A 26,300-nucleotide genomic window follows, 5' to 3' on the forward strand; every position below is an offset into this window, starting at 1 on the left:
ACAATAGTTTTCCCCTCAAAGGGGAAGGCAGCGGATGATATAATCCACCCTTCTTTGCCGACAAGCTCAAGGGTGGTTATTTCTTGTTATCGAAAGACAGTATCGCGATGATGAGAATCCCAAAAGAGACCATTAAGCTCACCGCTTCATATACCGTCAAGGCATCACCCCCTCTCCAATACGGAATGACGGGTTCAGCCTTCACACCCTTGAGTACCAACTATTATATTACTTCCATTATAACACTTTTATGTAATAAATTATAAAAATATTTAATATATAGATTGCAAGTTAGCTTATTGTTTTCTTATTCGGAATTAATTACTGAACAACAAAAGTAATGTCGTTCAGTAGATAAGGTATGAATGAATCAACATCCGATATGGATTCCACATGATAATCTAGAATTTACTATACTACTTTTTAAGAATATAATAGAAGAAGATTTTAATGAGGCAGGTGTAATAGATGAAATTTTTTCATACAGCTGATTGGCACTTAGGTAAATTAGTTCATGGTGTTTATATGACTGAAGATCAAGAATATGTGCTAAATCAATTAATTGAAGCAGTTGATCAAGAACGACCAGATGCTGTAATTATAGCTGGTGATGTCTATGATCGTGCTGTGCCTCCGACAGAAGCAGTTCAACTGTTAGATGAAATATTAAGAAGAATTATAATAGATTTACAAACCCCAGTTTTAGTAATTGCAGGGAATCATGATAGCCCTGGTAGACTTCATTTTGCAAGCAGTGTGTTGAAAGCAGCTGGACTACATATTGTCGGGCACCTTTCTGAAAAGGTAGAACCAGTTATTATAAGAGATGATTTCGGTGAAGTTCATTTCCATTTAGTACCTTATGCTGAACCTGGCGTTGTCAAACACTTGTTAAAAAATGAAGAGATACGAAGCCACGATGATGCTATGGAAGCCATAGTAACTCAAATAACTGAACAAATGGATAATACCGTCAGGCATGTATTTATTGGACATCATTTTGTCACACCAAAAGGTGAAAAAGAAGAAAATACAAGTGATTCGGAGCGACCACTAGCAATTGGTGGAGCTGAGCAAGTAAATGCAAGTTATTTTTCACATTTTCATTACAGTGCTTTTGGTCATTTACATCAGGCACACAAAGTTGGAAATGATAAAATCAGGTATGCAGGATCACCATTAAAATACTCGATTTCTGAAGAGACACATAACAAAGGTTTTTACATCGTCGAGATGGATGATGTAGGTAATACATCGATAGAAAAGAGATTATTTTCTCCTCGACGTGATATGCGAACGATAGAAGGGTATATGAAGGATATCCAATTACATGATAAAAATGAAGATTATGTGTTTGTTAGATTGCTAGATGATCATCCTGTACTATTTCCGATGGAAAAAATTCGTGCTGTTTACCCTAATGCTATGCATATTGAGCAAAAGATAAATATACCAAATATGCCAGAGGGTGCGCAGAAAAAAAATAATCAACGGACACAAATGGACGAGTTATCACTTTTTAAAGCTTTTTATACAGACGTTAAAGGTACTGAAGTGAAGCAAGATACGGAAGATTTGTTTCGGGATGTACTACAGCAAATTCTCCGAGGGGAAGGAGAACGGACATGAAGCCAATTACTTTAACGATAAGCGCATTCGGTCCATATAAGGATAAAGAAGTAATTGATTTTACTAAATTAGGTGAGCAAAGGTTGTTTGTTATTTCCGGAAGTACAGGAGCAGGTAAGACAACGATCTTTGATGCTATATGTTTTGCTTTATATGGAGAGGCAAGTGGGCAAGAACGTCAAGATACGAAAATGTTACGAAGTCATTTTGCAGATGATGATACACATACTTCAGTAGAGTTAGTGTTTTCGCTAAGGGGTAAGAAATTTCGTATCCTTCGACAGCTATCACATGTCAAGGAAGGTAACAAGACACCAACAGGTGAGCGTTATGAATTATATGAGCAATTGACTAATGGTGAAGAAATTCCATGTGTAGATCGTTTCAAAGTTACTGACATAAATAACAGGCTTGAACAAATCATCGGCTTAACGAGAGACCAGTTTCGTCAAATTGTTATGCTACCACAAGGAGAGTTCCGTAAATTATTAACATCAGAAACAGAAAATAAAGAAGAAATACTTAGACGCATTTTTAAAACTGATTCGTTTAAACGGATAGCTGATCGATTGAGAGAGATGAAAAAAGAAATTGAGCTAACATATATGAATAAGTTGAATGAACGAAGCTTATATTTTGATCAGCTAAAAGGGTTATTGCGCGATCGTGAGGGGTCTAAACTAACTGAACTTCTAAAAGAAGAGCATAATAATACACATCAAATTCTATCAGCACTTGATCAAGAGATTGATGAATTTGACGAGGAATCAAAATCACTGTTGCAAAAGCAAAAGATGGAACAAAAAAAATATGATGAAACCTATGAGCTACTACACCGTGGCAAAGTAGTCAATGAACGTTTGGATTTGCTTAACACAAAAAAATCAGAGCTCTCAAATCTATTAGGTCAAGAGCAAAAAATAAAGTTAAAAGTGGATGAATTAGAGCTTGCTACTCAAGCTGAACAGCTCCAAGTTTTTGAACAACAAGTAAATATGGTAAAGCTAGAAGTTCACGATAAGGAGAATGAGCTTATAGCTGTTACAAAGAAGTTAGAGAGCACGAAACAAATTTTCGATCAAGTGAAAAAAGTTTATGAGCAGGAGCAAGAAAAAGAAGGTTTACGTGAAGCTTTATCAATAGAATTAAACCGTCTTCACGATTTAATACCTACTGTACAAGAACTTGATGCTAAACAACAATTAGTAAGCGGATTGAGTCGTGAGCTAAAACATTTAAGCGGCCAGCTTAATGAACTTAAAAATCAACATAAAACAAATTCTCTTAAAAAAACGGAGCTCTTTCAACAAATTCGAACGCTTGAATCGAAGGTTGAGTCTCTGCCTGACAAACATAAACAATTGTTGTATTTAAGAGAGCAATCTAAGGCTGTTAATGAATATCTCCAGCTAGTTTTACAAGGTAAACAAGCATATAATAAAATGACACAGAGCTTTAAAAAGTATGAATACGTTAACCAAGTTTATAGTCAATTGGAAAAGCAGTGGATAGATGGACAAGCTAGTTTACTAGCTTTAAGGTTACAACCAGAAGAACCGTGCCCTGTTTGTGGTAGTATTGATCATCCAAATAAAGCGTTTTTAAGTGAAGATATGACTACAAAAGAACAGCTTGAATCGCATAAAAAAGAAAAAAATTTATGTGAAACAACATATTTGAATGCAAAAGCAGTTTATGAAAGCTTACGTATACAGCTTGAAGAGAAAAAAGAACAAATTGAGCATTATGGGTTTTCTATAGATCAATTGCAAGAACAATATGATCAATTAGTGATTCAAGGAAAACTACTAAAAGCTGAAGTAGAGCAACTAGATCAGGACCAAAAAATTGTAGCTAAATATAAAAAAGAATACGCTAAGCTTGAGATTTCTCTTCAACAAGAAGAAGAGGAAAGGACACAAGTTGAACAACGATATCAAGAGGTTACGATAAAATATGGTACAGAGGAAGAACTTTTACAACAAAATATAACAAAAGTGAGTGAGGAGCTTCGTTCTGTAGATAAGCTTCAAGCGACAATAACGAAAGTTACTAACGAAAAGAATCATCTCATGCATAAGTGGAAAGCGGTCCAAGACCAATTTAAACAAGCCAATGAAAATGTTGTAACAGCTAACGTAAATGTGGTAAATGTAACAGATCAGTTAGCAAAGGCAAAAACAAAGCTTGAAAAAACTGAACAAACATTTTACACTGAATTACGTCTAGCAAATTTTGAGAATGATCAAGAATATTTGAGTGCAAAGCGTAATAAGGAAGCTATGAAGAAATTAAAGGGCGAAATCGAAAGCTTCCATGTGGCACTAAATACTACAAGAAAGCAAGTCGAAGAGCTCGACAAGGAGCTTGTTGGAAAAGAACGAAGTAACGTAGAGATACTAGAACAACGTGTTATGGAGTTAAAAGAACAAACTGAATTAGTGAGAAAATCTTTGCAAACATCAGAATATTACAAGATGGAGGCACAGAAGTTAAAGCAATTAATTGTTGAATCTAGTGAAGCGGAACAAAATGCCGAACAAGAACTAGGGCTGATGAGTGATCTATATAACGTTGTTCGTGGAGATAATGAAAAGAAAATCTCTTTTGAAAGATACTTACAGATTGAATTTTTAGAGCAAATCATTCTTGCTGCCAATGAGCGATTAAAGCAACTCTCATATGGGCAATATTACCTTGTTCGTAGTGAACGTTTAGAAAAACGAGGTAAACAAAGTGGGTTAGGGTTAGATGTTTATGATACTTACACGGGACAAAGGCGAGATGTGAAATCCTTATCAGGTGGAGAAAAATTTAATGCGTCATTATGTTTAGCATTAGGTATGACTGACGTTATTCAATCTTACGAAGGTGGAATTTCAATCGAAACGATGTTTATTGACGAGGGCTTTGGATCACTTGATGAAGAGGCACTTCATAAAGCTATCGACACACTCGTTGAATTACAACAAACCGGGCGTATGATCGGTGTCATATCGCACGTCCAAGAATTAAAAAATGCCATGCCCGCAATATTAGAAGTTACAAAAACAAAAGAAGGCTACAGCAAAACTCGGGGCCTGACCACCGCTACGTTATTGCGTTAACGTGTCGAGGGTCTCGTTTCCGAAAAGGAGAGAGAGAAATTGACAGTTGAAAAAATTATAGAGGTTGGTTCACAGATAGAGTTGCAAGCTGTGGATTTATTGAAACCTTGGCAAACAGTGATTGTATTAGCCATTATCTTATTATTGTATATTGCATTATTAGCTGGCTCTAGCCGTGTAAAAAGAATAAAGAGCCATATGATCATAGGTGCTGTACTTGTGGTCGCCTTATCAGTTGTACACTTTTTTGATTATGAAAAAGCGCTTGCCAATGATGAAGAATTTCCTGGAAGAATGGAAGATTGGGAGCAAGAGTACGTCTTACCTTATATTAATAATTTAGAGGTGCTTACCCAAGAAATTGAAGAGATTCAATATAGTGAAGAACTTGTTGTAAAAGCCGAGGAAGACGAAGAGATTATCGATAAATATAAACGATACTACACTCAAGAGGTTGCTGGTGAGGTACAACCTGTAAGGTTCTATTATGTTGATAACGAATTAAAGGAAGATAAAGTAGGTGGGGGATTTTATAGAGTAGTTGTTGAAGAAGGTCTTGAAAAGCCATACTTCACATATCAACAATTAGAACGAGGCTTCCCACACGGATTTAATAAGACAATGTATAATGTTGAAATACATGTTGGTCCTGATCACATAAAAAAATAACTAGTAATGTAAGCTTTGTTGATATTGAGACTAATTTAGCAGAGCCATTATTATTTTTGATAGATAAATATAAAATATAAACAAATAAAAAAACTCGCCTATAGGTGAGTTTTTTTTATTTGTTCACATGAAATTTAATTTTGTGCATATAAAATAATAATCTTTTAGTTTTAAATATCCATTTATATATATATTTCTCCACAGTCGACTTTTTCTACTAGGGTTGGAAATTTATTTGTATTAATAAATAAATTTTGGAATATTATGTTATACTTTTCCTTGGAATACAAAATTAGGGGGATATGGAAAATGGAACAACAACCAAAACAAAGAAAACCATTCTATAAAAAATGGTGGGTTTGGATTATCGCTCTTGCTATTATTGCATTGGCTGTCAATGGAATGGGGGATGAAAAAGCAGATACGGGAGAACAAGAAGCCAGCCCTTCTGTTGCTGAAGTGGCAAACGAGGAATCTAAAGTTGAGGAAACAGAGAAAGAGGAAGAAACCGTAGAAGATGATGTTGAGGAAGAAACCGTAGAAGATGATGTTCCTGTAGAATACAAATCTGCTTTGAAAAAGGCTGAATCTTACGCAAAAACGATGAATATGTCTAAAATTGCTATTTTCGATCAATTAACTTCAGAATTTGGTGAACAATTTTCTGAGGAAGCTGCGACGTATGCAATGGATAATTTAGAATATGAATGGAAAGAAAATGCTTTAAAGAAAGCGGAATCCTATTCGGAAACTATGTATATGTCAAAGCAAGGGATATACGAACAACTGACGTCTGAACATGGTGAAAAATTCACTGAGGATGAAGCCCAATATGCAATTGATAATTTAATGGCTGATTATAATAAAAATGCTTTGGAAAAAGCGAAAAGTTACCAGGAAACAATGAGCATGTCACCTGAAGCGATAAGAGACCAATTGGTGTCTGAGTATGGTGAAAAATTCACACAAGAAGAAGCCGATTACGCGATTGAAAATTTAGGTAATTAAAACAGAGGAAATTAATCGGTTTTTAGTAAATTGTACAGTAAATAATATATTGAGAATTCAAAGATTGATGACCGAACATCTGTTATTTTTTATAGCAGGTGTGCGGTTCTTTTTTTTGCGAATGTATGTATCGCAAAGATACTGTTGGTAGGGTTGGTGTCTATTGATAGTTCTAAATAGTGTAGAGTAAATGATCCGATTTCACCAGTGACGTTCGATAATCTATCTTCTTCTTTAATTTTATGCAATTGACTTTATTATAATTGAGAAAAAATGCCACGAATACTTGATTTATACGTATTTATCTCATAGTTCGAATAACAACAATCAATTGCAAAACAGCCTAGTAAAAAAACAAAGCCGAGGAATGGTTTGTTTTTTTTATTATCCAGAAAGGGGGGATTTCAGGCATTAGATAATAGAATACGTCTTATTATTAATGGGAGCCATACCTCATATAAGTTATCAATTAATATTATTTAACACGATCTATTACTCCAATGTGTAAAATCTCCTTATTTTCATCATCTGTTATCCACCTACTAGATTAAGAACTAAATCAATAATAAGTTATAACAATATGAGGTGAAATTAAAATATATAATAGGATCAATATGATCAATGCACCCATAATAAAACTAATCCTTGCAAAGGTCTTACTTTCTTTGTTGATTATAGGGTATAAAACTATCAATAAAGTCCCAAGTCCAAGCGGTAATAAGGCTAACATTATAGATGCCTCGTTAGATAAATATAACATTATAGATACCTCCTCCTTAGATAAATACAAAGCTATTTTACCATTTTTTAGAATAATATTTTCAGACAATAATACTTATTATCAAAATTGAATGCTTTACTATCGGAACAACATGTTGACTATCCAAACTAGGTACTTTCCTATCGGAACAACCATGATTACTATCCAAACTAGGTACATTACTATCGGAACAACCATGATTACTGTCCAAACTAGATGCTTTACTATCGGAACAACTATGTTTTCTGTCCAAACTAGATGCTTTACTGTCGAAACAACCATGATTACTATCCAAACAAGGTACTTTACTGTCGAAACAACCATGATTACTATCCAAACAAGGTACTTTACTATCGGAACAACCATGTTTACTATCCAAACAAGGTACTTTACTATCGAAACAACCATGATTACTATCCAAACAAGGTACTTTACTATCGGAACAACCATGATTATTATCCAAACAAGGTACTTTACTGTCGAAACAACCATGATTACTATCCAAACAAGGTACTTTACTATCGGAACAACCATGATTATTATCCAAACAAGGTACTTTACTGTCGAAACAACCATGATTACTATCCAAACAAGGTACTTTACTATCGGAACAACCATGATTACTATCCAAACAAGGTACATTACTATCGGAACAACCATGATTACTATCCAAACAAGATGCTTGACTGCCGTTACTACTATGAATACTGTTCAAACAGAGTATCTTACTATCCAATTCGGGCGCTTGACTGTCAGTACATCAATATATTTATTAAAACCTCTCCGATTCTATTCTCCAAGCTGATAACAGATCATTTCCTCACTAAAATGGGCTTATACAGTCAAAAATCGAATTTGTTGAAATATATCGAATTTTGTATGATTTAGTCAAATGGTTAATCCCTCATTACTAAAGTTGTTATTCTCTCTATTAATCTATCAAATTTTACCGAGTTTTATTATTTAATTTAAGGAGGTGATTAATAGCTATACTTCACAATTAGTTTTTCTTCTTAATTCGGGGCTGTTATTGCATTGATTGTTGTTATTGACTATGAAATAAATGCGTTTATACCTAGCTTCGTGGCATCTTTCTCAAGTCATATTAAAAAATTTATTTGTTGATACCTAGCCAAAAGTTTATGAAAAGAGCCTATGTTAATGCCTTTAGCCCAAAATAATTGAAAAGATGGTGAGGTTATGAAAAGTATAGTAAGCAGTTCGACTAAATATTCGATAAACATCATTTTTTTCCTGTTATTATTTATTTGTATTCCTTCAAATGTGTTTGGTGCTGTAAATGATGAAAGTGAAGAGCTAGTAGCACCTTCAGGATATGAAGTAATTGATAGAGGTACATATCAATTATATTTACCTGATGATTCTGCAGCATCTGGATCTATTTCGAAATCGCTAAAAACAGATACTACTAATGTAGAAGAGGTTGGAGAAAGGGGAAACAGCAACGGTTATGTGGAACCAGAATTAATTGTTCCTGCGCTTGATGACAACGAGGCTTTTCCATTCGACACATATGAAAATCGAACAATATTTCATGGAATTGAACCATTTGAATATATCCCGATAAATTTTATCGTTGATCCTGGTTATAATGATCATTATTACAATGCGGAATATTATGAAAAGCTTGCAGGCGAGTCTTTAAGTGTTCTAAATAATGCGTTAGATAAATATGATCCAAATATTGACACATTCAGAGCAATATATAGCCCTGATAATGGGTTGTTAAATTCTGTTTTTCCTGTCGGTACTCCTAGAGAAATTACTTTATTATTGGACAAAAACTCATATTTTGCTGAGGGATTGACTTTGGATGTAGAAGAATGGTGGGAGAGAGCTGCATATGGGAATGAGAAAACGGGTGGGCCTGCTACGGCTAGTTTTCAAAGGTCTTATGGACTGACCGAGTCACAGCAAGAAATGGCAACACTTACTCATGGGTTTGGCTTAGGTATTTCAACTGAATTTACTAGCAAAGCTTTTGCAGTAGAATTTAAAGTAGGCGTAAGCTTAAATTATAATTACTCTGATTCAAGAAGCTATGCGTTTTCTAGAACGATTAATGAGGCTAACACAGAATCATTTACTAAGCCTTTCGGAACAATAGCTGGTGCAAATCCATATAAATGGGCAGTTTATAACTTAGTTACGCAATCTAAAGTTAATTTTACGCAAGCTAATCATTTTCATGAACTTAGCAAAGCGTTTGAAAATGACCTAGACGATTATGGCCTAAGACCTGATAAAAATTCTTATGTCATCAAAATGGTTAATAAAGGCTACGCAACGATGGAAGTACCAATTTATCCTGAAGATTCTCTTTTAGAAGTACCATCAAATGTACGTGTAGATTCATCATTTGCAGATTTGACGACAACTTTGTCTTGGGATCAAACTTCTGACCCGAATGTAGACGGCTTTATCGTATATAAAAATGATAGTATCGCAGCACTCATTCAAGACCCAACTGTTACGAGCTGGTTAGACGTGAATGTAGAGCCAGAAAAAAATAATGTTTATTGGATCAAGTCTTATCATGAAGATACCCTTTTTGATAACAGAACATTATATAAAACTGTATCACGTCCAAGTAATGAGGTTTTTGGGAAAGTCGAATTAACAGCCGCATCGTTAAGGGATATTATTCAAACTAGCTGTTCTATTCCTTTTTCTTGGGAAGATGATCAACTACCAGCTGGAGAGAGAACATATTATAGAGTATATATTGGTAATCCTGACGCAGGCGGTGAAGAAGTAGGGACATTTGAAGGTACAGATGCTTCAGTGAATATTTCTGCTGAATTATACGATGTATTAGTTGAAAATAACAACGTAGATTTTTATATTGGAAAGGAAGTTTTATATAATGATAAATTAATAAAATCACCAACTTCTAAAATAGCTAATAACTTTTCTGTAACAGAAACTGCATTTCTTTTTACTAAAACAGGATTTAACGGGGAGTGTGTTGCAGTCAGTAAAGGTCAAAAAATATCTGATGTGAGTTCAATAGATTTTCCGAATAATAGCCTATCATCTTTATTAGTCAGAGGAGATGTATACGTTACACTACACAAAGATAAAAGTTATGGTGGTTTAACTCAAACGATATTTGGCAATGCGACTTTCCGTGACTTAGATTCAAAGGAAATTGGCGCTAATACGGTTTCATCTTTAGAGGTGCAAGAAAAGAAAGATGGTGTTTATCTATTTACTGGATCGCAGTATATGGGTGACATGCTATTTAAATCTAGAAATAATGATGGAATAACTTCATTTGATGATATTCAAGCAGATATCGGCTTTCCAAATGATGATTTATCTTCAGTGAAGGTTGTTGGACCGTATGCGCTAATAACCTATCAATATAAAGGCTATGATGGTGAAGTTTCTTGGTTTAATGATGGCGGTGACAAAACATTAGATGATAGAGATATAGGTGATAATCGAGCATCTGCTATCAAAATAGTAAAAGGTGAAGGTGTTCACTTCTTTAAAGATAAAAACTTCAAAGGAGAACACAATAGATATAATAATTGGTTATTGTGTGGATTAATTACTAAGGATGGGTGTGAAGGTGGTTTTCCTAATGATGCATTAAGTTCAGTCCTCGTTATAGGAGATTGGGCTGCTGTATTATATGAACATATGAATTATGAGGGAAGTATGTCTTCATATAAAGATGGATCAAAGTGGCTATCTGGTTCAAATGTTGGCAAAAACCAAGTTTCTTCATTTATGATATTGCCAAAAGGAGTTTATTTATTTAAAGATAAAAACTATAATCCACTAAATACGTATAAAAGGATTACTAAAGTCGGGGCTTATTCCACGACAGAGGAAGTTGGAATTACGGAAGGCTCATTATCCTCCATATATATTGTCGGTGATTACAAAGCGACTTTGTACACAAGAACTAATTTTGGGGGGACAAGTCAATTATTTACAGTGAGTGATAAAGACCTAAGTGATAATCCAGTTGGAAACAATAATGTAAAATCTCTTACAGTCGAGGAAAAATAATAACATAAAACTCAACACACGTTGAGCTTCAGACCAATATGGATTTTATGAAGCAGCAGTTCAACATACTCAAGTTGTAAAGAAACAATTAGAAAATATCCATGCTATAAGGAATGTAGTAAAATAACACTTTAGTAGAACAATCCTAGTTTATATAAGGTAAATTGAGTCTCAACAGTCTGGCGCTAATCTGTAACAAGGATTAGTGCTTTTCTTCATTTTAGGACCATATTGTGGAGTAAAGCTTATTGGGCTAATGGATAGATCACTTCAATAAATATTTTTGCTTGAGGAAAAAGACATAAATCATGTCAAAAGTATCGACATAATTTATGTCTTTTGTTATTATTGACTTAAATTACGTCAAGGAGTGAAGAAAATGAGTGTAAAGAAGACTAAAATCATTCGTTACATCGAACCATCGCAACGTGCTGGTATGAGGTTCATGCAACACGGATATGAGGGTAGCATCATCATGCTGAACCTGCTGCGTTTTCGTGATATTGCCGATTACACAGCTAATCCTGAACTATCATCGGAGGTCCCAATTAGCGGTGCTGAAGCTTTCAACCGCTATATTGAGCACACGCTCCCATTTCTCCGTGAAAGTGGGGGAGAAGTGATGTTTCTTGGTGGTAGCGGAGAGTTTCTTATCGGTCCAGAAGACGAAAGGTGGGATCTTGTCATGCTAATCCGCCAGAACAGCGTGCAGTCGTTTCTTGCTTTTTCAAGTCATCAAGACTACCTTGCCGGTATTGGACATCGGACTGCAGCAATCGAAGATTCACGCCTTCTGCCCATGACAGAACTTCCGATACCGATTTAGTTAAAGGAATATGCACACTTCAGATAAATGTCAATTAACCCAAAATTATAACGGATTGTGGGTTAGTTGCCGTTTAATTTTCTGGAATTTCAGCTTTCTAGATGTTTTTCATGTAAGAACCGATTGTATTCTTTTACAGCAAAACTATTAGGAACATATTTTTCTGCTAACTCGTTATGCACCTTTGCTTTTGAATAGTCTTCTAAATATATATAACAAGCACATAATTTTAGGTGAGGAATCCATGTGTAACATGATTCTTGAAAAATGGGAAACCCACAATCTTCTAATTGAGGTATTTCAATAGTTGTCGCTATTTTATACCAACTGATGGCTTGGTGAATGTCGTTCTTTAACTGAAAGCATGTTGCTAACCTGCAACATATTTCAGCTTTTGGAGAATCAACCTTAAAAGAGCCTAAACAATACTCAATCGCTTTGTCATAATTTTTAAGGTTAATATAAGTATCAGCAATCTTCCATATAGCATAACACTTAAATTCTTTATCCTGATTTGTTATAGCAAGAATGGTTTCATACAAATGAATGGCTTGCTCATAGTATTTGTGATCCAAGCATTCATTAGCATAATGTAAAATATCCCTCTGAGAAAAGGTTGCCCCTTTGGCTATGGCTTTCTCGTATATTCTAATATTTCGATCTGATTTCCTTCGCTCGCTTTTATGCTTTATAGCAATATCTGTTTTTAATACTTTACCTGAAACCTCAATTACTTCATGAACATATCCATGCCATTTGAAATTACATTGTCTTTTCAATATACGATTACGATAGATTGTTAACATGGTGTTTTCATCTGAGTCTAGACTATTCTGGTATACCATCATGACAGAATCAGGTTTAAGCTCAGCAAGAATTTTTTTCAATTCAGCAATTTTATGTTGACTTTCTGCTGGTACAATATCATCTGCATCAAGCCACATAATATAATCTTTTGTAGCTTTTGAGAAAGAGTAATTCCGGGCGATTGAGAAATCGTCCACCCATTCAAAGTCATAAACTTTATCTGTGTATTGAATTGCTATTTCCTTCGTTCTATCCGTTGATCCAGTATCAACAATAATAATCTCATCTATTAAATCAATTATGGAAGATAAACACCTATCTAATACTTCTTCTTCATTTTTTACAATCATACACAGACTAATTTCTGGCTTGCTAATGTTATTCACCTCTTTTTTTATATTAGTAGAAGGTAAACAATTCTAAAGCTTTTCTAATTATTTTATGACCGATTGAAGGAGGTGTTACAGTTTAAACTAAGCACTTAATGTAACTCACATTTTTCATCAGAACTTTGGCTAATGCCCTTTGCAAAATGGTATGAATATGAATATAAATAGAAGGAGTGAGAAATATCATAAATTACTGAAAGGATATGGTGAATTATGTCAAAGTGTAAATGTAAAGGAGATTCTAATAACAACATAATATGTAATTGTGAATTTGATACTTTCACATTATCAGACGGTAACCCTCAAACTCCGTTTGTGCCTATAGAATTAACTACTGATTCGATAATGGTTAAAGAAAAGGATTGGATCTTAAAGGTTGATTCCATGGTAGACTTACAAGCGGACACTATGACTCTAGGACCAATTGATGTAAATTATGTAGTAGAACGTATTACAGGTGGGAATTCTACAACAATATGTACGTATAATGTCTTTGATGAAAGGACGAATAGTGTTTTCACATTAACCCCAAATAACACAGTCTGTGATACTCCACCAATAGGCAGCCATAGGTATAGATTATCGATTACAGATGTAAATACCGATTTAAATAATATGCTAGATAGTACTTGTCGGTGCATAAACGTCACTACTTTTAAAAAAGATAAGAAAAAGTAAACATAGTGTGTGTGTCACGATATGAAGGTACACCACAGGGACGACGTCTAAAAATATTAGAAAACATTTAAAAACCAACGATATAAGACATTTTCTTATATATCACAAAGAAATGCCCTTAACGGGGAGGTTTTCTTTGAATATTTATAAATCCTGATTTTAGTTATACGGAGAGTGTGTTTAAAATGCGTATTTTATTTTTAGAAAAACACCCGATGTGGATTCACGGACTGCCTAGAGGCTTTAAAGACTTAGGTCATGAAGTTAACATTTGTGAAATATCATCAAAATCCGAACTTTTTAATACCGTTGCTAATTATAATCCTCATATCATATTTTCAATGGGATGGACGAGAGAGCATAGAAAAGAAAAACAAAGTTGGTTAAAGGAATATCTTGAAAAAACAAATATCCCACATGTTTATTGGGCTACTGAAGACCCCACACATACTAAAACTTTTACATTACCATTAATTAAAAATAGTAAAATAGATTTTATATTTACTATTTGTCCTTCATTGGTGAAAGTATATAAAAAGTTAGGTCTACCTTCAGCTCGTTTAGATTTTGGATATCATCCAGACACACATTATATTACTAAATCTGAACCTAAATATACTAAGTCGATAGCAGTAGTTGCTAATGCATACCCTCATCTTCTTAGAAAAAACACTAACCTTTATCGTTACGAATCTACTAAAACATTAATTGAGCCGTTAATAAAAGCAAATATACGAGTTGATTTTTGGGGAGTAGGTTGGAAGAACATGCAAGATATACTTGGTGTGCAAATTCCTAATGACTGGATCCATGGTTATATTCATTATTTAGAAACTCCAAAAGTATATAGTAGCTCTGATATCATCATAGGCCTTCAAAACCAGCAAAATCAGCTTACACAAAGAACTTTTGAAATATTAGGTTCAGAAGGATTTCTCATAACGTCTGATACACAAGAAATAAGACGCTTATTTACACCAGGGTATCACTTAATTACATCCTCTTCAAAAGAAGAAACAGTAGAATTAGTAAAGCATTATTTATTAAAAACTGAGGAAAGAGATGTTATAAGGAAACGAGGTAAAGACATGGTCGCAAAAAATCATACTTATAAACATAGGGCATTGTATATCATAGACATATTGAAAAGAAATGGGATAATAGAAAAATAATATTGGATAAGTTGTATTCATAAGGTTTATCTCGGGTTATCATTATATATAACTATCTCGAACGGAAATTAGAGAAGTCTTTTAATCTCAATTTGATTTATGTTTTTGACAAGTGAATTATTTTCAATATAACCTCGTATTGTTAGGTTGGGATAAGTAAGAACATTTTTACCGATAACTGAACCAGGATTTAACACACAGTTAACTCCAATTTTCGAATTATCACCTACAATTGAACCTAGGTAATTTAAATTAGTTGAAATAGTTTTATTATCTATGGTCTTTACTTTGATTTTCCCTCCAAAAGGTACATTTTTAAAATTCGATAAATGTACCCCACCACCAAGGTTTACATTTTGACCGAGTATTGAATTACCTACAAAATTATAATGAGGAGCACTAGATCCATTTAGTATTATAGAATGCTTGATTTCCGAACAACTACCAATTATACAGTTATCACCAATGATTACGTTATCTCTAATATATGCTCCGTGATAAATTTTAACATTTTCACCGATTATAGCAGGTCCCTTAACATATGCACCTCGTTCTATAAAACTATCTTTACCAACAAAAATGTTTTTATTATTCACAGAATTTTTATCTTCTACTTCACCATTTATAGTAGCATTTTTTTTTGATAATATTGTCTGAATAAAATTAGGTAATATTTGTAATACTTCCCAGTAGTGTTCTTTATTACTAAATATTTTCTTCATAAAAAAATCTTCATAGGTTAAAAGATCTTTTATTTTTGACAACATAATCCCTCCTTTAAGCAATTACTACACTTTGTTACCTTTCAAAAATACTATGTGTAGAAGATTGAAAATATTCAAGGTACTTACGTGGTGTAAACGTCATATTACCTTAATTACACAATATTTCTGAACTGCTTAATGTTACCTACCTTCGTTCAATACTATACATATAGATGATCGATATGTTACCTGACAAAGTTCTGTCATCTTTAATCTTTTAATTTAAATACTCCTTATTTGCGTATAGTTCTTATTGCAAGAAATGTCAAAACCTATTATAATTTAAATTGAAATTCAATATTTAGTAGTATAATTAAGTTGATAATACAATATTTTGTTATCTAGTAAAAAAGGTGTCGAAAAATCGACGTATAGATGTTCGAGAAATATAGAACATCTCCATGTAGGGAATTTGGTGAAAATCCAAAACTGTACCCGCAACTGTAAGTGCTGATGAAATAAGCGAAACCACTGTGAAGTACGATTTCATGGGAAGGGGCTTAAAGTAAAGCGAAGCACAAGTCAGGAGACCTGCCTTTTTTATTTAGTGCTATTTTCTTCGGGAGTTGGGAGGATAGGACGAGGAGAAGAAAAATCATTCAAACATTTTTTTGTTGAATGACTATTCTTAAAAGGGTGATAATTCTCTCTTTTATATATCCATCGTTCTGTTCGCTCATCTTACTAAGGATGAGCTTTTTTATATTTTAGGATGAACAGGGTCTAGCTCTGCCTTCTAACCCATTGAGTCACTTCACAATATACCTAGCATGTGTAATGATTTCATTGCATGTTGGAGGCAGGCGAGATTCATACGCATTTTTATTAAAAGGGGATGGAAAGAATGCAAAAGGTATTAGTTGAGTATCAGCAGCTGGCTGATGGTACGTCTGAAATGGTTTTAGATTATGTTCAAAAAATAGCTGATAGATTTCCTCATTTATCATTTGATGAATATCGAGAGAAAATAATGCTGGCTCTTGAGAATAAAGATGAATGGCATATTGACCAACTTACCAACATGTTAATATTATCTGCACTGGAAAGGATTACATCGTTAGAGCCTGATTGGACTTTCTTTGCTGCAAATATATACCTTGATTCACTTTATCAAAAAGCGACTGAAAATAGAGCTGAGTCGTCAGGTTACCACTATGGTTCATTTTATCAATTGCTATTAAAGCTGACGGAGATGGGAATTTATAGTCCGAAATTACTCTCACAATATTCAAGAGAAGAAATTGATATATTAGCAGACATTATCGTACCAGAGCGAGATCAATATTTTACATATATAGGTTTATTAACATTATCGGATCGTTATTTGGCAAAATCTCATCAAGGAGAAGTATTTGAGTTACCACAAGAGCGGTTTCTCATCATTGCAATGACATTGATGATGAACGAAAATAAGGAAAATAGATTAGCACTTATTAACGAATCTTATTGGGCACTCTCTAATTTGTATATGACGGTTGCAACACCAACACTTGCTAACGCAGGAAAAAGCTATGGCCAGCTATCAAGTTGTTTTATAGATACAGTTGATGATAGCTTGCAAGGAATATATGATTCGAATACAGACATCGCGAATTTATCTAAAAATGGTGGAGGGATAGGTGTTTATTTAGGGAAAATTAGAGCGAGAGGTAGTGACATAAAGGGGTTTAAAGGAGTTTCATCAGGGGTTATACCTTGGATGAAGCAGTTAAACAATACGGCAGTGTCTGTTGACCAGCTTGGCCAAAGGCAAGGAGCGATTTCAGTTTATTTAGATGTATGGCATAAGGATATATTGTCGTTTCTTGATACGAGATTAAATAACGGAGATGAAAGACTTCGTACACATGATCTATTCACCGGAGTGTGTATACCTGATGTATTTATGGAAGTTGTTGATAAACGTGGTGAATGGTATCTTTTTGACCCACACGAAGTAAGAAAAACAATGGGCTTTTCATTAGAGGATTATTTTGATGAGGAGCGTGGCAAAGGGTCTTTCCGAGATAAATATTGGGAATGCGTAAACAATCCGATCCTTTCAAAAGAAACTGTAGCAGCGATAGATATTTTCAAGGCTATTATGATTTCACAGTTAGAAACAGGAACACCATATATGTTCTACCGAGATACAGCAAATAGAGCAAACCCAAACAGACATAAAGGGATGATTTATTGTAGTAATCTATGTACAGAAATTATGCAAAATATGAGTCCTACAGTTGTTGTTGAACAAATGGTAGATGATGGTCAAATCATTACTGTGAAAGAGCCTGGGGATTTTGTCGTTTGTAATTTATCATCAATCTCTTTAGCTAAAGCAGTTCAGGATGATGTCCTTAACAGGTTAATTAAAATACAAGTTCGTATGCTTGATAATGTAATAGATTTAAATGCAATTCCTGTATTACAAGCAGAAATAACGAATGAAAAATATAGAGGGATTGGATTAGGTACATTTGGTTGGCACCATTTATTAGCATTAAAAGGTATAGCGTGGGAAAGTGATGAAGCTGTCGCTTATTGTGATGAACTGTATGAACAAATAGCGTTCGAAACAATTCAAGCTAGCATGGAATTGGCTAAGGAAAAAACACCCTATCCTGCATTTTACGGCTCAGATTGGGAATCAGGAGCATATTTCGAATACAGAAAATATCATTCAAAACAATGGAATGAGTTAAAAGGAAATGTTAAGAAGCACGGTATTCGAAACGGCTATTTGCTTGCAGTAGCACCTAATTCATCAACTTCGATCATTGCAGGGTCTACAGCAAGTATTGACCCGATATTTAGAAAAGAATACTCTGAAGAGAAAAAGAACTATAAAATACCAGTTACTGCACCAGATTTGACACCTCACACAAACTGGTATTACAAGTCGGTTTATACAATTGACCAAAAGTGGAGTATTATGCAAAATGCGAAACGACAGCGGCATATCGACCAATCAATTTCATTTAATATTTACGTTCGGAATGACGTAAAGGCTAAAGAATTATTGGAGCTTCATACACTTGCTTGGCGAAACGAATTAAAAACAACCTATTATGTACGTTCAACATCAACTGCTGACATTGAAGATTGCGATAGCTGTCATAGTTAAAAGAGGGGGATAATGATGATTACAATTGCAAAACGAGAGCTTATGGATGCACAAGCACCCAACTGTTCAACAAGTATGATCAACGGGGCAAGTTCAAATATATTAAACTGGGATGACGTCCGTTTTCCTTGGGCATACCCAAAATACAAAGTAATGTTAGCAAACTTCTGGACACCGTTTGAAATTAATATGGGAAAGGATATAAAACAATTTCCACAGCTCTCTCAAGTTGAGCAGGATGCGTTTTTGAAAATCATTGGATTATTAGCTCTTTTAGATAGCATTCAATCTGACTATGCAAGTAAGGTTGCTGACTATATTACAGATTCTTCTGTCAATGCACTCATGATTATGCTAGCTCAACAGGAGGTCATTCACAATCACTCGTATTCCTATGTTTTATCAAGCATTGTACCAAAAAAAATTCAGGATGAAGTGTTTGAATATTGGCGTACAGAACATACGTTACGAAAACGCAATGACTTTATCACGAATGGATATAAAGATTTTACTGAACAACCATCCATCGAAAACTTTTTGCACTCCATTATATATGATGTGATATTAGAAGGCTTGTTTTTCTATAGTGGCTTTGCTTTCTTTTATAATTTAGCACGAAATCAAAAAATGGTTGCAACATCAACGATGATTAATTATATAAATAGAGATGAACAAATCCATGTAGGTCTATTTGAAAAAATATATAAAGAAGTTTTGAAAGAAAACCCTGAGTATAACACCCCAGAACTAGAGCAGTATGCAATTGCTACCTTCCGGAAGGCAGCAGAATTAGAAATTGAATGGGGTCGTGAAATAATAGGTAATAAAATGGATGGAATTGTGTTTGAGGAATTGGAGCAATACATTCAATATATGGCCAATAAACGTTGTCATCAATTAGGGCATGGTAGAAATGTTTTTCCTCATGCACCGATAAAAAATCCATTGCGATGGATTATCGCTTACCAAGAAGTCGATTTAGGTAAAACAGACTTTTTTGAACAAAAATCTCGTCAATATACAAAAGCATCAGACGTGAATGGTTTTGATGATTTGTAAGGTATCCCTAAGTGAAACTTTTCTATCCTAGCCTTTTAGAGGGCATTCAAAATGGAATATAACTAAATAGGGTATACTGTCCCTCATCGATGGTTAAGATCCCCGCTTCTATAGGTGGAATCAGTGAATTTAGGTGGAGTAGGATCTTCACCTGATTCACTGATATTCAAGTTTACTTAAATGTGGAAACAGGATATGGAGAGATTATTTCGACAACACCAATTACACATACATCTGAACGGGCGGTATCATGCACAAGTATATTTCAACACATTTCCTTCCGTCACGTCTTAACTTCAAACTTTTTTATTCATATAAAAAAAGCACACCAATCCCATAGTTTACCTTTACCAACAAGACACCATAAAATCCTAAGAATGGTGTTGTCATAATGTTTGTCATTTTTTGTCGGTTGAACTACACAAAATCCTCCTAATTTAGTTTACAAATGGTACCATTATTGATACATTTAGGCTAAGAAAAAAAAGGAAGGTTGTTCAATTTTCTCCAGTAAAGTTTATTAAATTACTAAATTGTATGAAATTGGGTTCGAAACTATTAACGATAGAATGCTTGTAATTTGAAGCATATAAATGAGATTAAGTGAGGTATTGAAGATATAGTTAACGATGATAATTTACTCAGGAAAATGACAATTTAGGTGCTGCCATGTGAAGGACCAAAAAACTTAAAGTGAAGAAATGAAAAAGACCTTGAACTCTTCCTTAGCATATTTTGATGAATAGGTGGTTATTATGAAAATTATTTACTCTTTAATTATCACTTCGATTCTATTATTCGGGTGTAGTGGTGGAGGTGAAGTTAGCAATATTCTAACAGTTCACAAAGGAAATGCAGTACAACATGGTAATAACCTTGTATTTAACTATGGAGGAAACACTTATACCATAGTAGACAAACAAAAAATTAATCTACCAGCTGGTGAATACTTTAATGTTGTTTTAATTAATGGTAAGCCGGAACTTACTGACTAGGATTAAGGGAAAAAAGCAGGAGAGTACTTAGAACATTCAAATCAGTAAATAATGGTTTTGAATATTAATTCTGTACGTAATTATTAATATCATACATATTTTAGAAGTGGGAAAAAGCATCTCAATAATAGAGGTGCTTTTTATTTAGAGAACTATAAGATTCTTTCAGAACTTAGAATCCTTGTGTGTACGTGTGACTTCAAAATTATTTAGTAACAGAAGAGGAAATTCATTACCGGTTTTCATTAAAGCATAAAAAATACTGGGATGTTGGTCGTGTTGTGTACCCAACTGTGAATATGCAAAAGGAGTTTATTGGAGTAACATTCTAAGGACTCGACCCTGAACATCTCGTATCTTATTTAGACGAATTTTGCTATCGATTTAATCGAAGAAAATTCAAAGGAGAATGGTTATTTGTTCTAAGTGAAATTATGTGCATCACCTCAGACAATTACTTATTCTAGGCTCGTGGAAAATATAACTAATGTAAAGTTAAGGAGTGCATAATAAAAGACTGTATTTAGCCTTTCATTACTTTCTTTTATTAGTTTGTAGTTGTGCTACAAAAAATATTTCTTTTCAAATCCACCACGTTCTTCAAATTTTCTTTGACAGACTCTTTCATCAATAAAAGTTTTTTGATGCGTTTTTCCTAATAAATGTATCACTTCTAAGTGTAAGAGTGTTCTTCTACTGCATTATCATCATTTGTAGAAGGTAAGTTACACTAACTTCTTTCATTAATTTCCCCAAAGTAATTGTACACATCTTTTTTTTTTCAATGCTGTGCAGCACATTGATCTCTATGGTTTTCATTATAGAAATATAATTTTATTTTTTTTCAACAATTTCTTTAGTTTGCGAAACTACAGTTTCAAAGCTATATAATTCAATGGGATCTTCAATTGAAATAGAATAGAATGTATTACCATCAGCTAAAAAAGATTCTATATCAATACTTTCGTACGTAAATCCTAGTTTCTTAAACGTGTTTAAAATGTTAAAAGCTTCTTTGCTAAAAGCCTCTTTAGAAACAAAGTAAGTATCTGGAGCATGAGGTTTTATGCTAAGGCTAATTCCAATAGGTTCAACTCCAGAGTATATATCCTTAGTAAGGTATTTATTCTTAGGAAGTGTAACTTGTGAGCTCATTTCTTCTATGGAAATATTTATATTTTGATTCAGCATTACCTTGAATACTTTATTTATCAATTCACTTTGACTCTTTTCGATTCGATAGTGGTAATCATCGAAAATACTATATTTTTTATAATATAGTCTTCCTTCATCTCTTCTGTCCTTTTTATTTATAACATTAACAATATGTTCATTTAAAATTGAATTATAATGAACACCTGAAATTTCTAGATCACCGTTATAGGCTTCGTTTATGTAGATCATAGCATTATTCTTAGCGGTGAAATACTCTAAAGGAGTTCCATAAATTGAACTGTGCACGATTATGGATAAGGTTGCAAAGATAATGCTGAAAAGAAATAAAATAATATACTTAGTTTTTCGATAATTTTCATTAAACTTTTTAATACACACGCCTAATAAGTAGGCAGCACAAATTTCTATAATGCTGTTAAATAAAATGAAGATATTAATATCAGTAGCTTCTGTGGCACTTATTATAAAATACACAATTTAAAGTGGTGGACAGCATCCACCATATCTTGTATCCAACAAAATATAAACTAAATGCTAGAAGTAATGTAATAGGCAAAGTAGCTAGTAGACCACGATCTAAAACTGTGTAACTAATTATAATAGCCGTTAGTAAAGTTCCACCAACATCCCTGAATTGACGAACAATATTTGTTGTGTCCATTAGGTATCCTCCATGTCAAATAGTAGGTTTTCTCTATTCTTAACAATTTCATATTTTATAAGGAATAATTTATTTTCAATATTTAGTTCAATATGTGATCAGGCTTTCTCATTAATTAAATATTAGGAAATAAAATAATAATAAAAAAACAGTACGCATAGTAATATTACTAGAGAATTAGCAATGTGCTTAATAATCTTGTTCCTTTGAGCTAGCCTCTAAAGCGTAAAAGCTTTTGCTATTAAACAAAATAGAACTGCAAGGTGTGGCTTTTATATAGTGTCATAGATATATAAAAGAAAAGATGCAACTAACACTTTTTATACGTGTTTATTTCTTCATTTAATAGGCTTTTTTAGTAAACTCTGTTGGTTTTTCAATTACATTTTAGTTGCTGATGTGTATTCTATCATTTTTATAGTTTTTAAATAAGAAAAGGTATGCTCTACCTTGAACAATGGTTTGAATGATTCCGACTTGTTCATTTTTGGAGGTGTACTTATGTATAAAAAAATTAATACTCTTATTTGTTTATTCTTTATAGTAATGTTAAGTGACGGCTGTATAAATCAACCTAATCAACTATTATCAGTTGAATTAGCAAAAACACTTCGTAGCAACTCGACAGAAATTAGTAATGAAGAGTTATACAAGTCAAATGATTTACAGTCATTATCGAAAAAGGTCATTGAAGCACCGTTGCTTCAGCAGTTGCCTGAACTTCCAAGAGGTTGTGAAGTTACTAGTCTTGCGATGCTACTTTCATATGCTGGTATTCAAATAGATAAAATGGAATTAGCAGCAAAAATTCCGAAAGTACCTTATTATCAGCACGGATTGTACGGAGACCCTAATGATGGGTTTGTTGGCGATATGTATTCATACGATAAAGCTGGCTATGCTGTGTACAATAAACCAATTGAGAACCTAGCAAATCGTTACATGCCTGGGCAAATTATTAATTTAACTGGAAAGCCGTTTACATTAATTGAAGATTATTTGAAAAAAGGAGTGCCTGTATGGGTAATTACAACAAGTACTTTTAATGTAGTACCAGAAGAATACTGGGAAACGTGGGAAACATCTACAGGCTCGATTAAAATAACTAAAAAGGAACATGCTGTGCTATTAACTGGATTTGACAGTCAGTATGTTTATGTAAATGACCCTCTTGTTGAGGAAAAAAATAGAAAACTAAATCGTGAAGACTTTTTTAGTGGTTGGAAGCAACTAGGAAGTCAAGCTATTACGCTATCTCTTAAATTAAATCCTGTTGCTCACCATAGTTTTTATTAAGTTGATTGATGTAAATGAACTTAGTCAATGTCTTAGGAGAACCTGTGTCTAGGATTACCTAGAACACACATTAACTATAAATTTGGATGAGAGTTATTAGAATCATTATTATCATGTTCAAAGGTTAGTACCTCTTCAACTGGTTGATATGACTGACCGTAAAACTTTTCGTCTTTATATGTATGAATGTGCTCATACGTTTTTTTCATACTGCGGAATATCGTTTGTTCAACGTCTTTTTCGGTTTCGTTATGAGGCGTCCAATATAGAATTTCCATCTCATTTACCTTTTCAGTTGCTAATGACCGACGGCGATAAGTAATGTTTTTGGCATGTGTAAAGCCTTCACGTTTATAAAATCGAAAGCGTTTTTCTGTATCTGTATCTTCATAATCAAGTGGTTCAACTTCTAGTAGTATTGGCTTATTTTGCTGCTTCATTTTGTCAATAAGCTTATGCCCTAATCCTTGACCTCGCGCATTTTTTGAGACAAATAAATAATCGATCATGATGAACTCTTCTGTTTCGACATACATCAAGACGTGATGAAGTCCTTCATCTTTGAAATAAATATTACTCTTTTCTTTTAATAAAGCTTCCATATGCTCCTTAGACTTCATTTCCTCAATAGGAAAGTATTGGTTTAATTTTTCATACCAATTCATAAATTTATGTCTCCTTACTTTATTTAGTACAATTCTGACAAGCTGTAACAAGTTACACTTATTATCAAATGATAATGATTGCTTAAGGTAAACAACTCAGTATATTATTACCAGTTGAAAGATATTAAATTCAACTAAAAAAATACGGTAATATAAATTTTTTCCAATATAAATCAATAAACATATTGATAATTTACATGAATATGTTATAATGACTTAGGTGCTTTAGCATCGAACGTTTGTTATCAAGTTTTATATAATGCCAGTCTATATTTGAATTTTTCTAATTCACTGGCGTGATCATCGGAGTCACAAGGATGAAAGAGAGGTAGGGCTTTCATTGTTTTAGATGAAGGAATGTTAATTTGTGCTAGTAATCTTATATAAAAGTAATTTAGGTCAAATTATGTATAAATATAGTTAATGGAGTAAATAATTCATGTATTATAAAGAGTTATCACTTCAACATTGGTACTTTTTATAATATGTGAATTTTTTATTTTGTATAGAAGTGATAATGAAGCATATTATTAAATTTTGGAGGTATTATTATGCAAACAACTGGTAAAGTAAAATGGTTTAATGCTGAGAAAGGCTTTGGATTTATCGAAGCTAACGACGGCAACGATGTATTTGTACATTTTAGTGCAATTACTGGTGAAGGCTTTAAAACTTTAGAAGAGGGACAAGAAGTTCAATTTGATATCGTTGAAGGTAACCGTGGCCCTCAAGCTGAAAACGTTGTAAAGCTGTAATAGGAACAAAATAAATAAACTAAACCCGAAGTGTAAGCTACACTTCGGGTTTTTTTTGTAAGTTTATTTAATAAGAACAGTTTCCCCCGTGAAGATACCCCATGTTTATGCCGTCGATCGAAAATGATACAAATACATGTTGCTGTAGTATCAAGTAACGATTTTGCAAAAATTTCAGTTAAGATCGTGTAAATCCTTTATATCTACTCCCCTGAAAGGTCAATTTTCCTTGATCGCCTTCGACAAGCATACCATATTCTTTGCCGCTAACTTGTAGCTCCATGCGATCACCACTTTCAACTTCAAAGGTAGCATAATACGTTGTACTAGACCTAGTAGTAGGGTGGTCATTATGGTGGTTAGTACGTCTCCTAACATTCATTCTCTTTGTCACGACAATCGCATTAACAGTTAAGACTGGTTGATTATTATTATGATTCCATTGTTTCATGCCCGTTATTGCAACAAAAATAAAAATTCCAAAGGTCATTATAAACCCAAATATGACTATATAAGGGATGATTTGAAATAACTCAAAGCCTTGCTCAAAACCATTGTTGAAATTATTGAATGGCATTTATCTCCCCTCCTTTAGACGGCAATTCAAGTACAAATGAAAAAAATATTGTACATCACATTATAACAAATCTATAGAATTAGTTACCAAAAAAGTACATTTATAGTATTAAACACTGTAACAAATATTTCATTCATTCGTCTTATTGGATGAGGGG

General features: G+C 33.5%; 21 protein-coding genes and 1 riboswitch. Of the genes, 13 read left to right on the plus strand and 8 right to left on the minus strand.

All coding sequences use genetic code 11. The features are described 5' to 3' along the window. Positions 1 to 76: 76 nt before the first annotated feature. Positions 77 to 205 (minus strand): putative holin-like toxin, encoded by a 129-nt coding sequence (locus tag V1503_RS20810; RefSeq protein ID WP_410629484.1) that lies wholly within the window; start codon positions 203 to 205, stop codon positions 77 to 79. A gap of 263 nt (positions 206 to 468) precedes the next feature. On the opposite strand from V1503_RS20810, the gene V1503_RS20815 reads away from it, so the two are divergent. The 4 genes from V1503_RS20815 (at position 469) to V1503_RS20830 (ending at position 6,413) form a co-directional block, all read left to right on the plus strand. Further along, the gene (locus tag V1503_RS20815) at positions 469 to 1,629 is read left to right on the plus strand and encodes an exonuclease SbcCD subunit D (protein ID WP_410629022.1); all 1,161 of its coding nucleotides are present in this window, start codon (positions 469 to 471) and stop codon (positions 1,627 to 1,629) included. After that, positions 1,626 to 4,736 carry an SbcC/MukB-like Walker B domain-containing protein gene (locus V1503_RS20820; protein ID WP_410629023.1) on the plus strand — a complete coding sequence of 1,037 codons (3,111 nt, stop codon included), beginning with the start codon at positions 1,626 to 1,628 and terminating at the stop codon, positions 4,734 to 4,736. The genes V1503_RS20815 and V1503_RS20820 overlap by 4 nt, the downstream gene beginning before the upstream one ends. Positions 4,737 to 4,775: 39 nt before the next feature. Next, entirely contained in the window at positions 4,776 to 5,405 is a 630-nt protein-coding gene (locus tag V1503_RS20825; protein ID WP_410629024.1) for a hypothetical protein, read from the plus strand. A gap of 309 nt (positions 5,406 to 5,714) precedes the next feature. Then, positions 5,715 to 6,413 carry an Ltp family lipoprotein gene (locus V1503_RS20830; RefSeq protein WP_410629025.1) on the plus strand — a complete coding sequence of 233 codons (699 nt, stop codon included), beginning with the start codon at positions 5,715 to 5,717 and terminating at the stop codon, positions 6,411 to 6,413. Positions 6,414 to 7,272: 859 nt separating this feature from the next. On the opposite strand, the gene V1503_RS20835 is transcribed toward V1503_RS20830, so the two are convergent. Beyond that, positions 7,273 to 7,665, minus strand: coding sequence for a hypothetical protein (locus V1503_RS20835; RefSeq protein WP_410629026.1), 393 nt, complete (start codon positions 7,663 to 7,665; stop codon positions 7,273 to 7,275). Between the two features lie 708 nt (positions 7,666 to 8,373). Here V1503_RS20835 and V1503_RS20840 point away from each other — a divergent pair. Then, entirely contained in the window at positions 8,374 to 11,217 is a 2,844-nt protein-coding gene (locus V1503_RS20840; RefSeq protein ID WP_410629027.1) for a fibronectin type III domain-containing protein, read from the plus strand. Between the two features lie 379 nt (positions 11,218 to 11,596). Next, positions 11,597 to 12,043, plus strand: coding sequence for a DUF1330 domain-containing protein (locus tag V1503_RS20845; RefSeq protein WP_410629028.1), 447 nt, complete (start codon positions 11,597 to 11,599; stop codon positions 12,041 to 12,043). 89 nt (positions 12,044 to 12,132) lie between these two features. Here V1503_RS20845 and V1503_RS20850 read toward each other — a convergent pair whose 3' ends face one another. Continuing rightward, entirely contained in the window at positions 12,133 to 13,200 is a 1,068-nt protein-coding gene (locus V1503_RS20850) for a tetratricopeptide repeat-containing glycosyltransferase (RefSeq protein ID WP_410629029.1), read from the minus strand. 252 nt (positions 13,201 to 13,452) lie between these two features. Here V1503_RS20850 and V1503_RS20855 point away from each other — a divergent pair, with 252 nt between their 5' ends. Then, positions 13,453 to 13,917, plus strand: a complete 465-nt coding sequence (locus V1503_RS20855) for a hypothetical protein (protein ID WP_410629030.1) — start codon at positions 13,453 to 13,455, stop codon at positions 13,915 to 13,917. Between the two features lie 185 nt (positions 13,918 to 14,102). After that, positions 14,103 to 15,089, plus strand: a complete 987-nt coding sequence (locus tag V1503_RS20860; protein ID WP_410629031.1) for a CgeB family protein — start codon at positions 14,103 to 14,105, stop codon at positions 15,087 to 15,089. A 68-nt stretch (positions 15,090 to 15,157) separates the two neighbouring features. Here the strand turns inward: V1503_RS20860 and V1503_RS20865 are convergent, their stop codons facing one another. Continuing rightward, a complete protein-coding gene (locus V1503_RS20865) occupies positions 15,158 to 15,853 on the minus strand; it encodes an LbetaH domain-containing protein (RefSeq protein WP_410629032.1) in 696 nt (231 codons plus the stop codon). A gap of 334 nt (positions 15,854 to 16,187) precedes the next feature. Further along, a riboswitch (cobalamin riboswitch) is annotated at positions 16,188 to 16,406 on the plus strand. Positions 16,407 to 16,688: 282 nt separating this feature from the next. Here V1503_RS20865 and V1503_RS20870 point away from each other — a divergent pair. The 3 genes from V1503_RS20870 to V1503_RS20880 all read left to right on the plus strand — a co-directional run bounded on the left by V1503_RS20870 (position 16,689) and on the right by V1503_RS20880 (position 21,013). Beyond that, on the plus strand, positions 16,689 to 18,959 hold the full coding sequence (locus V1503_RS20870) for a ribonucleoside-diphosphate reductase subunit alpha (RefSeq protein ID WP_410629033.1): 2,271 nt from the start codon (positions 16,689 to 16,691) through the stop codon (positions 18,957 to 18,959). Between the two features lie 12 nt (positions 18,960 to 18,971). Then, positions 18,972 to 20,018 carry a ribonucleotide-diphosphate reductase subunit beta gene (locus V1503_RS20875; protein ID WP_410629034.1) on the plus strand — a complete coding sequence of 349 codons (1,047 nt, stop codon included), beginning with the start codon at positions 18,972 to 18,974 and terminating at the stop codon, positions 20,016 to 20,018. 755 nt (positions 20,019 to 20,773) lie between these two features. Then, the gene (locus V1503_RS20880; protein ID WP_410629035.1) at positions 20,774 to 21,013 is read left to right on the plus strand and encodes a hypothetical protein; all 240 of its coding nucleotides are present in this window, start codon (positions 20,774 to 20,776) and stop codon (positions 21,011 to 21,013) included. An 834-nt stretch (positions 21,014 to 21,847) separates the two neighbouring features. Here V1503_RS20880 and V1503_RS20885 read toward each other — a convergent pair. Next, positions 21,848 to 22,417, minus strand: a complete 570-nt coding sequence (locus V1503_RS20885) for a hypothetical protein (RefSeq protein ID WP_410629036.1) — start codon at positions 22,415 to 22,417, stop codon at positions 21,848 to 21,850. Positions 22,418 to 22,628: 211 nt separating this feature from the next. Further along, positions 22,629 to 22,850, minus strand: coding sequence for a hypothetical protein (locus tag V1503_RS20890; protein WP_410629037.1), 222 nt, complete (start codon positions 22,848 to 22,850; stop codon positions 22,629 to 22,631). 501 nt (positions 22,851 to 23,351) lie between these two features. Between V1503_RS20890 and V1503_RS20895 the strand changes: the two genes are divergently transcribed. Beyond that, positions 23,352 to 24,146: a C39 family peptidase gene (locus V1503_RS20895; RefSeq protein ID WP_410629038.1), complete on the plus strand. Its 795-nt coding sequence runs from the start codon at positions 23,352 to 23,354 to the stop codon at positions 24,144 to 24,146. 74 nt (positions 24,147 to 24,220) lie between these two features. Here the strand turns inward: V1503_RS20895 and V1503_RS20900 are convergent, their stop codons facing one another. Continuing rightward, positions 24,221 to 24,811 carry a GNAT family N-acetyltransferase gene (locus V1503_RS20900; protein WP_320258691.1) on the minus strand — a complete coding sequence of 197 codons (591 nt, stop codon included), beginning with the start codon at positions 24,809 to 24,811 and terminating at the stop codon, positions 24,221 to 24,223. A 551-nt stretch (positions 24,812 to 25,362) separates the two neighbouring features. Here V1503_RS20900 and V1503_RS20905 point away from each other — a divergent pair. After that, positions 25,363 to 25,566, plus strand: coding sequence for a cold shock domain-containing protein (locus tag V1503_RS20905; protein ID WP_214481354.1), 204 nt, complete (start codon positions 25,363 to 25,365; stop codon positions 25,564 to 25,566). A gap of 178 nt (positions 25,567 to 25,744) precedes the next feature. On the opposite strand, the gene V1503_RS20910 is transcribed toward V1503_RS20905, so the two are convergent. Continuing rightward, positions 25,745 to 26,143: a DUF2500 domain-containing protein gene (locus tag V1503_RS20910; RefSeq protein WP_410629039.1), complete on the minus strand. Its 399-nt coding sequence runs from the start codon at positions 26,141 to 26,143 to the stop codon at positions 25,745 to 25,747. Positions 26,144 to 26,300: the final 157 nt, after the last annotated feature.

Origin of the sequence: Nanhaiella sioensis, assembly GCF_046557775.1 — a bacterium.
Classification (GTDB): domain Bacteria; phylum Bacillota; class Bacilli; order Bacillales; family SM2101; genus Nanhaiella; species Nanhaiella sioensis.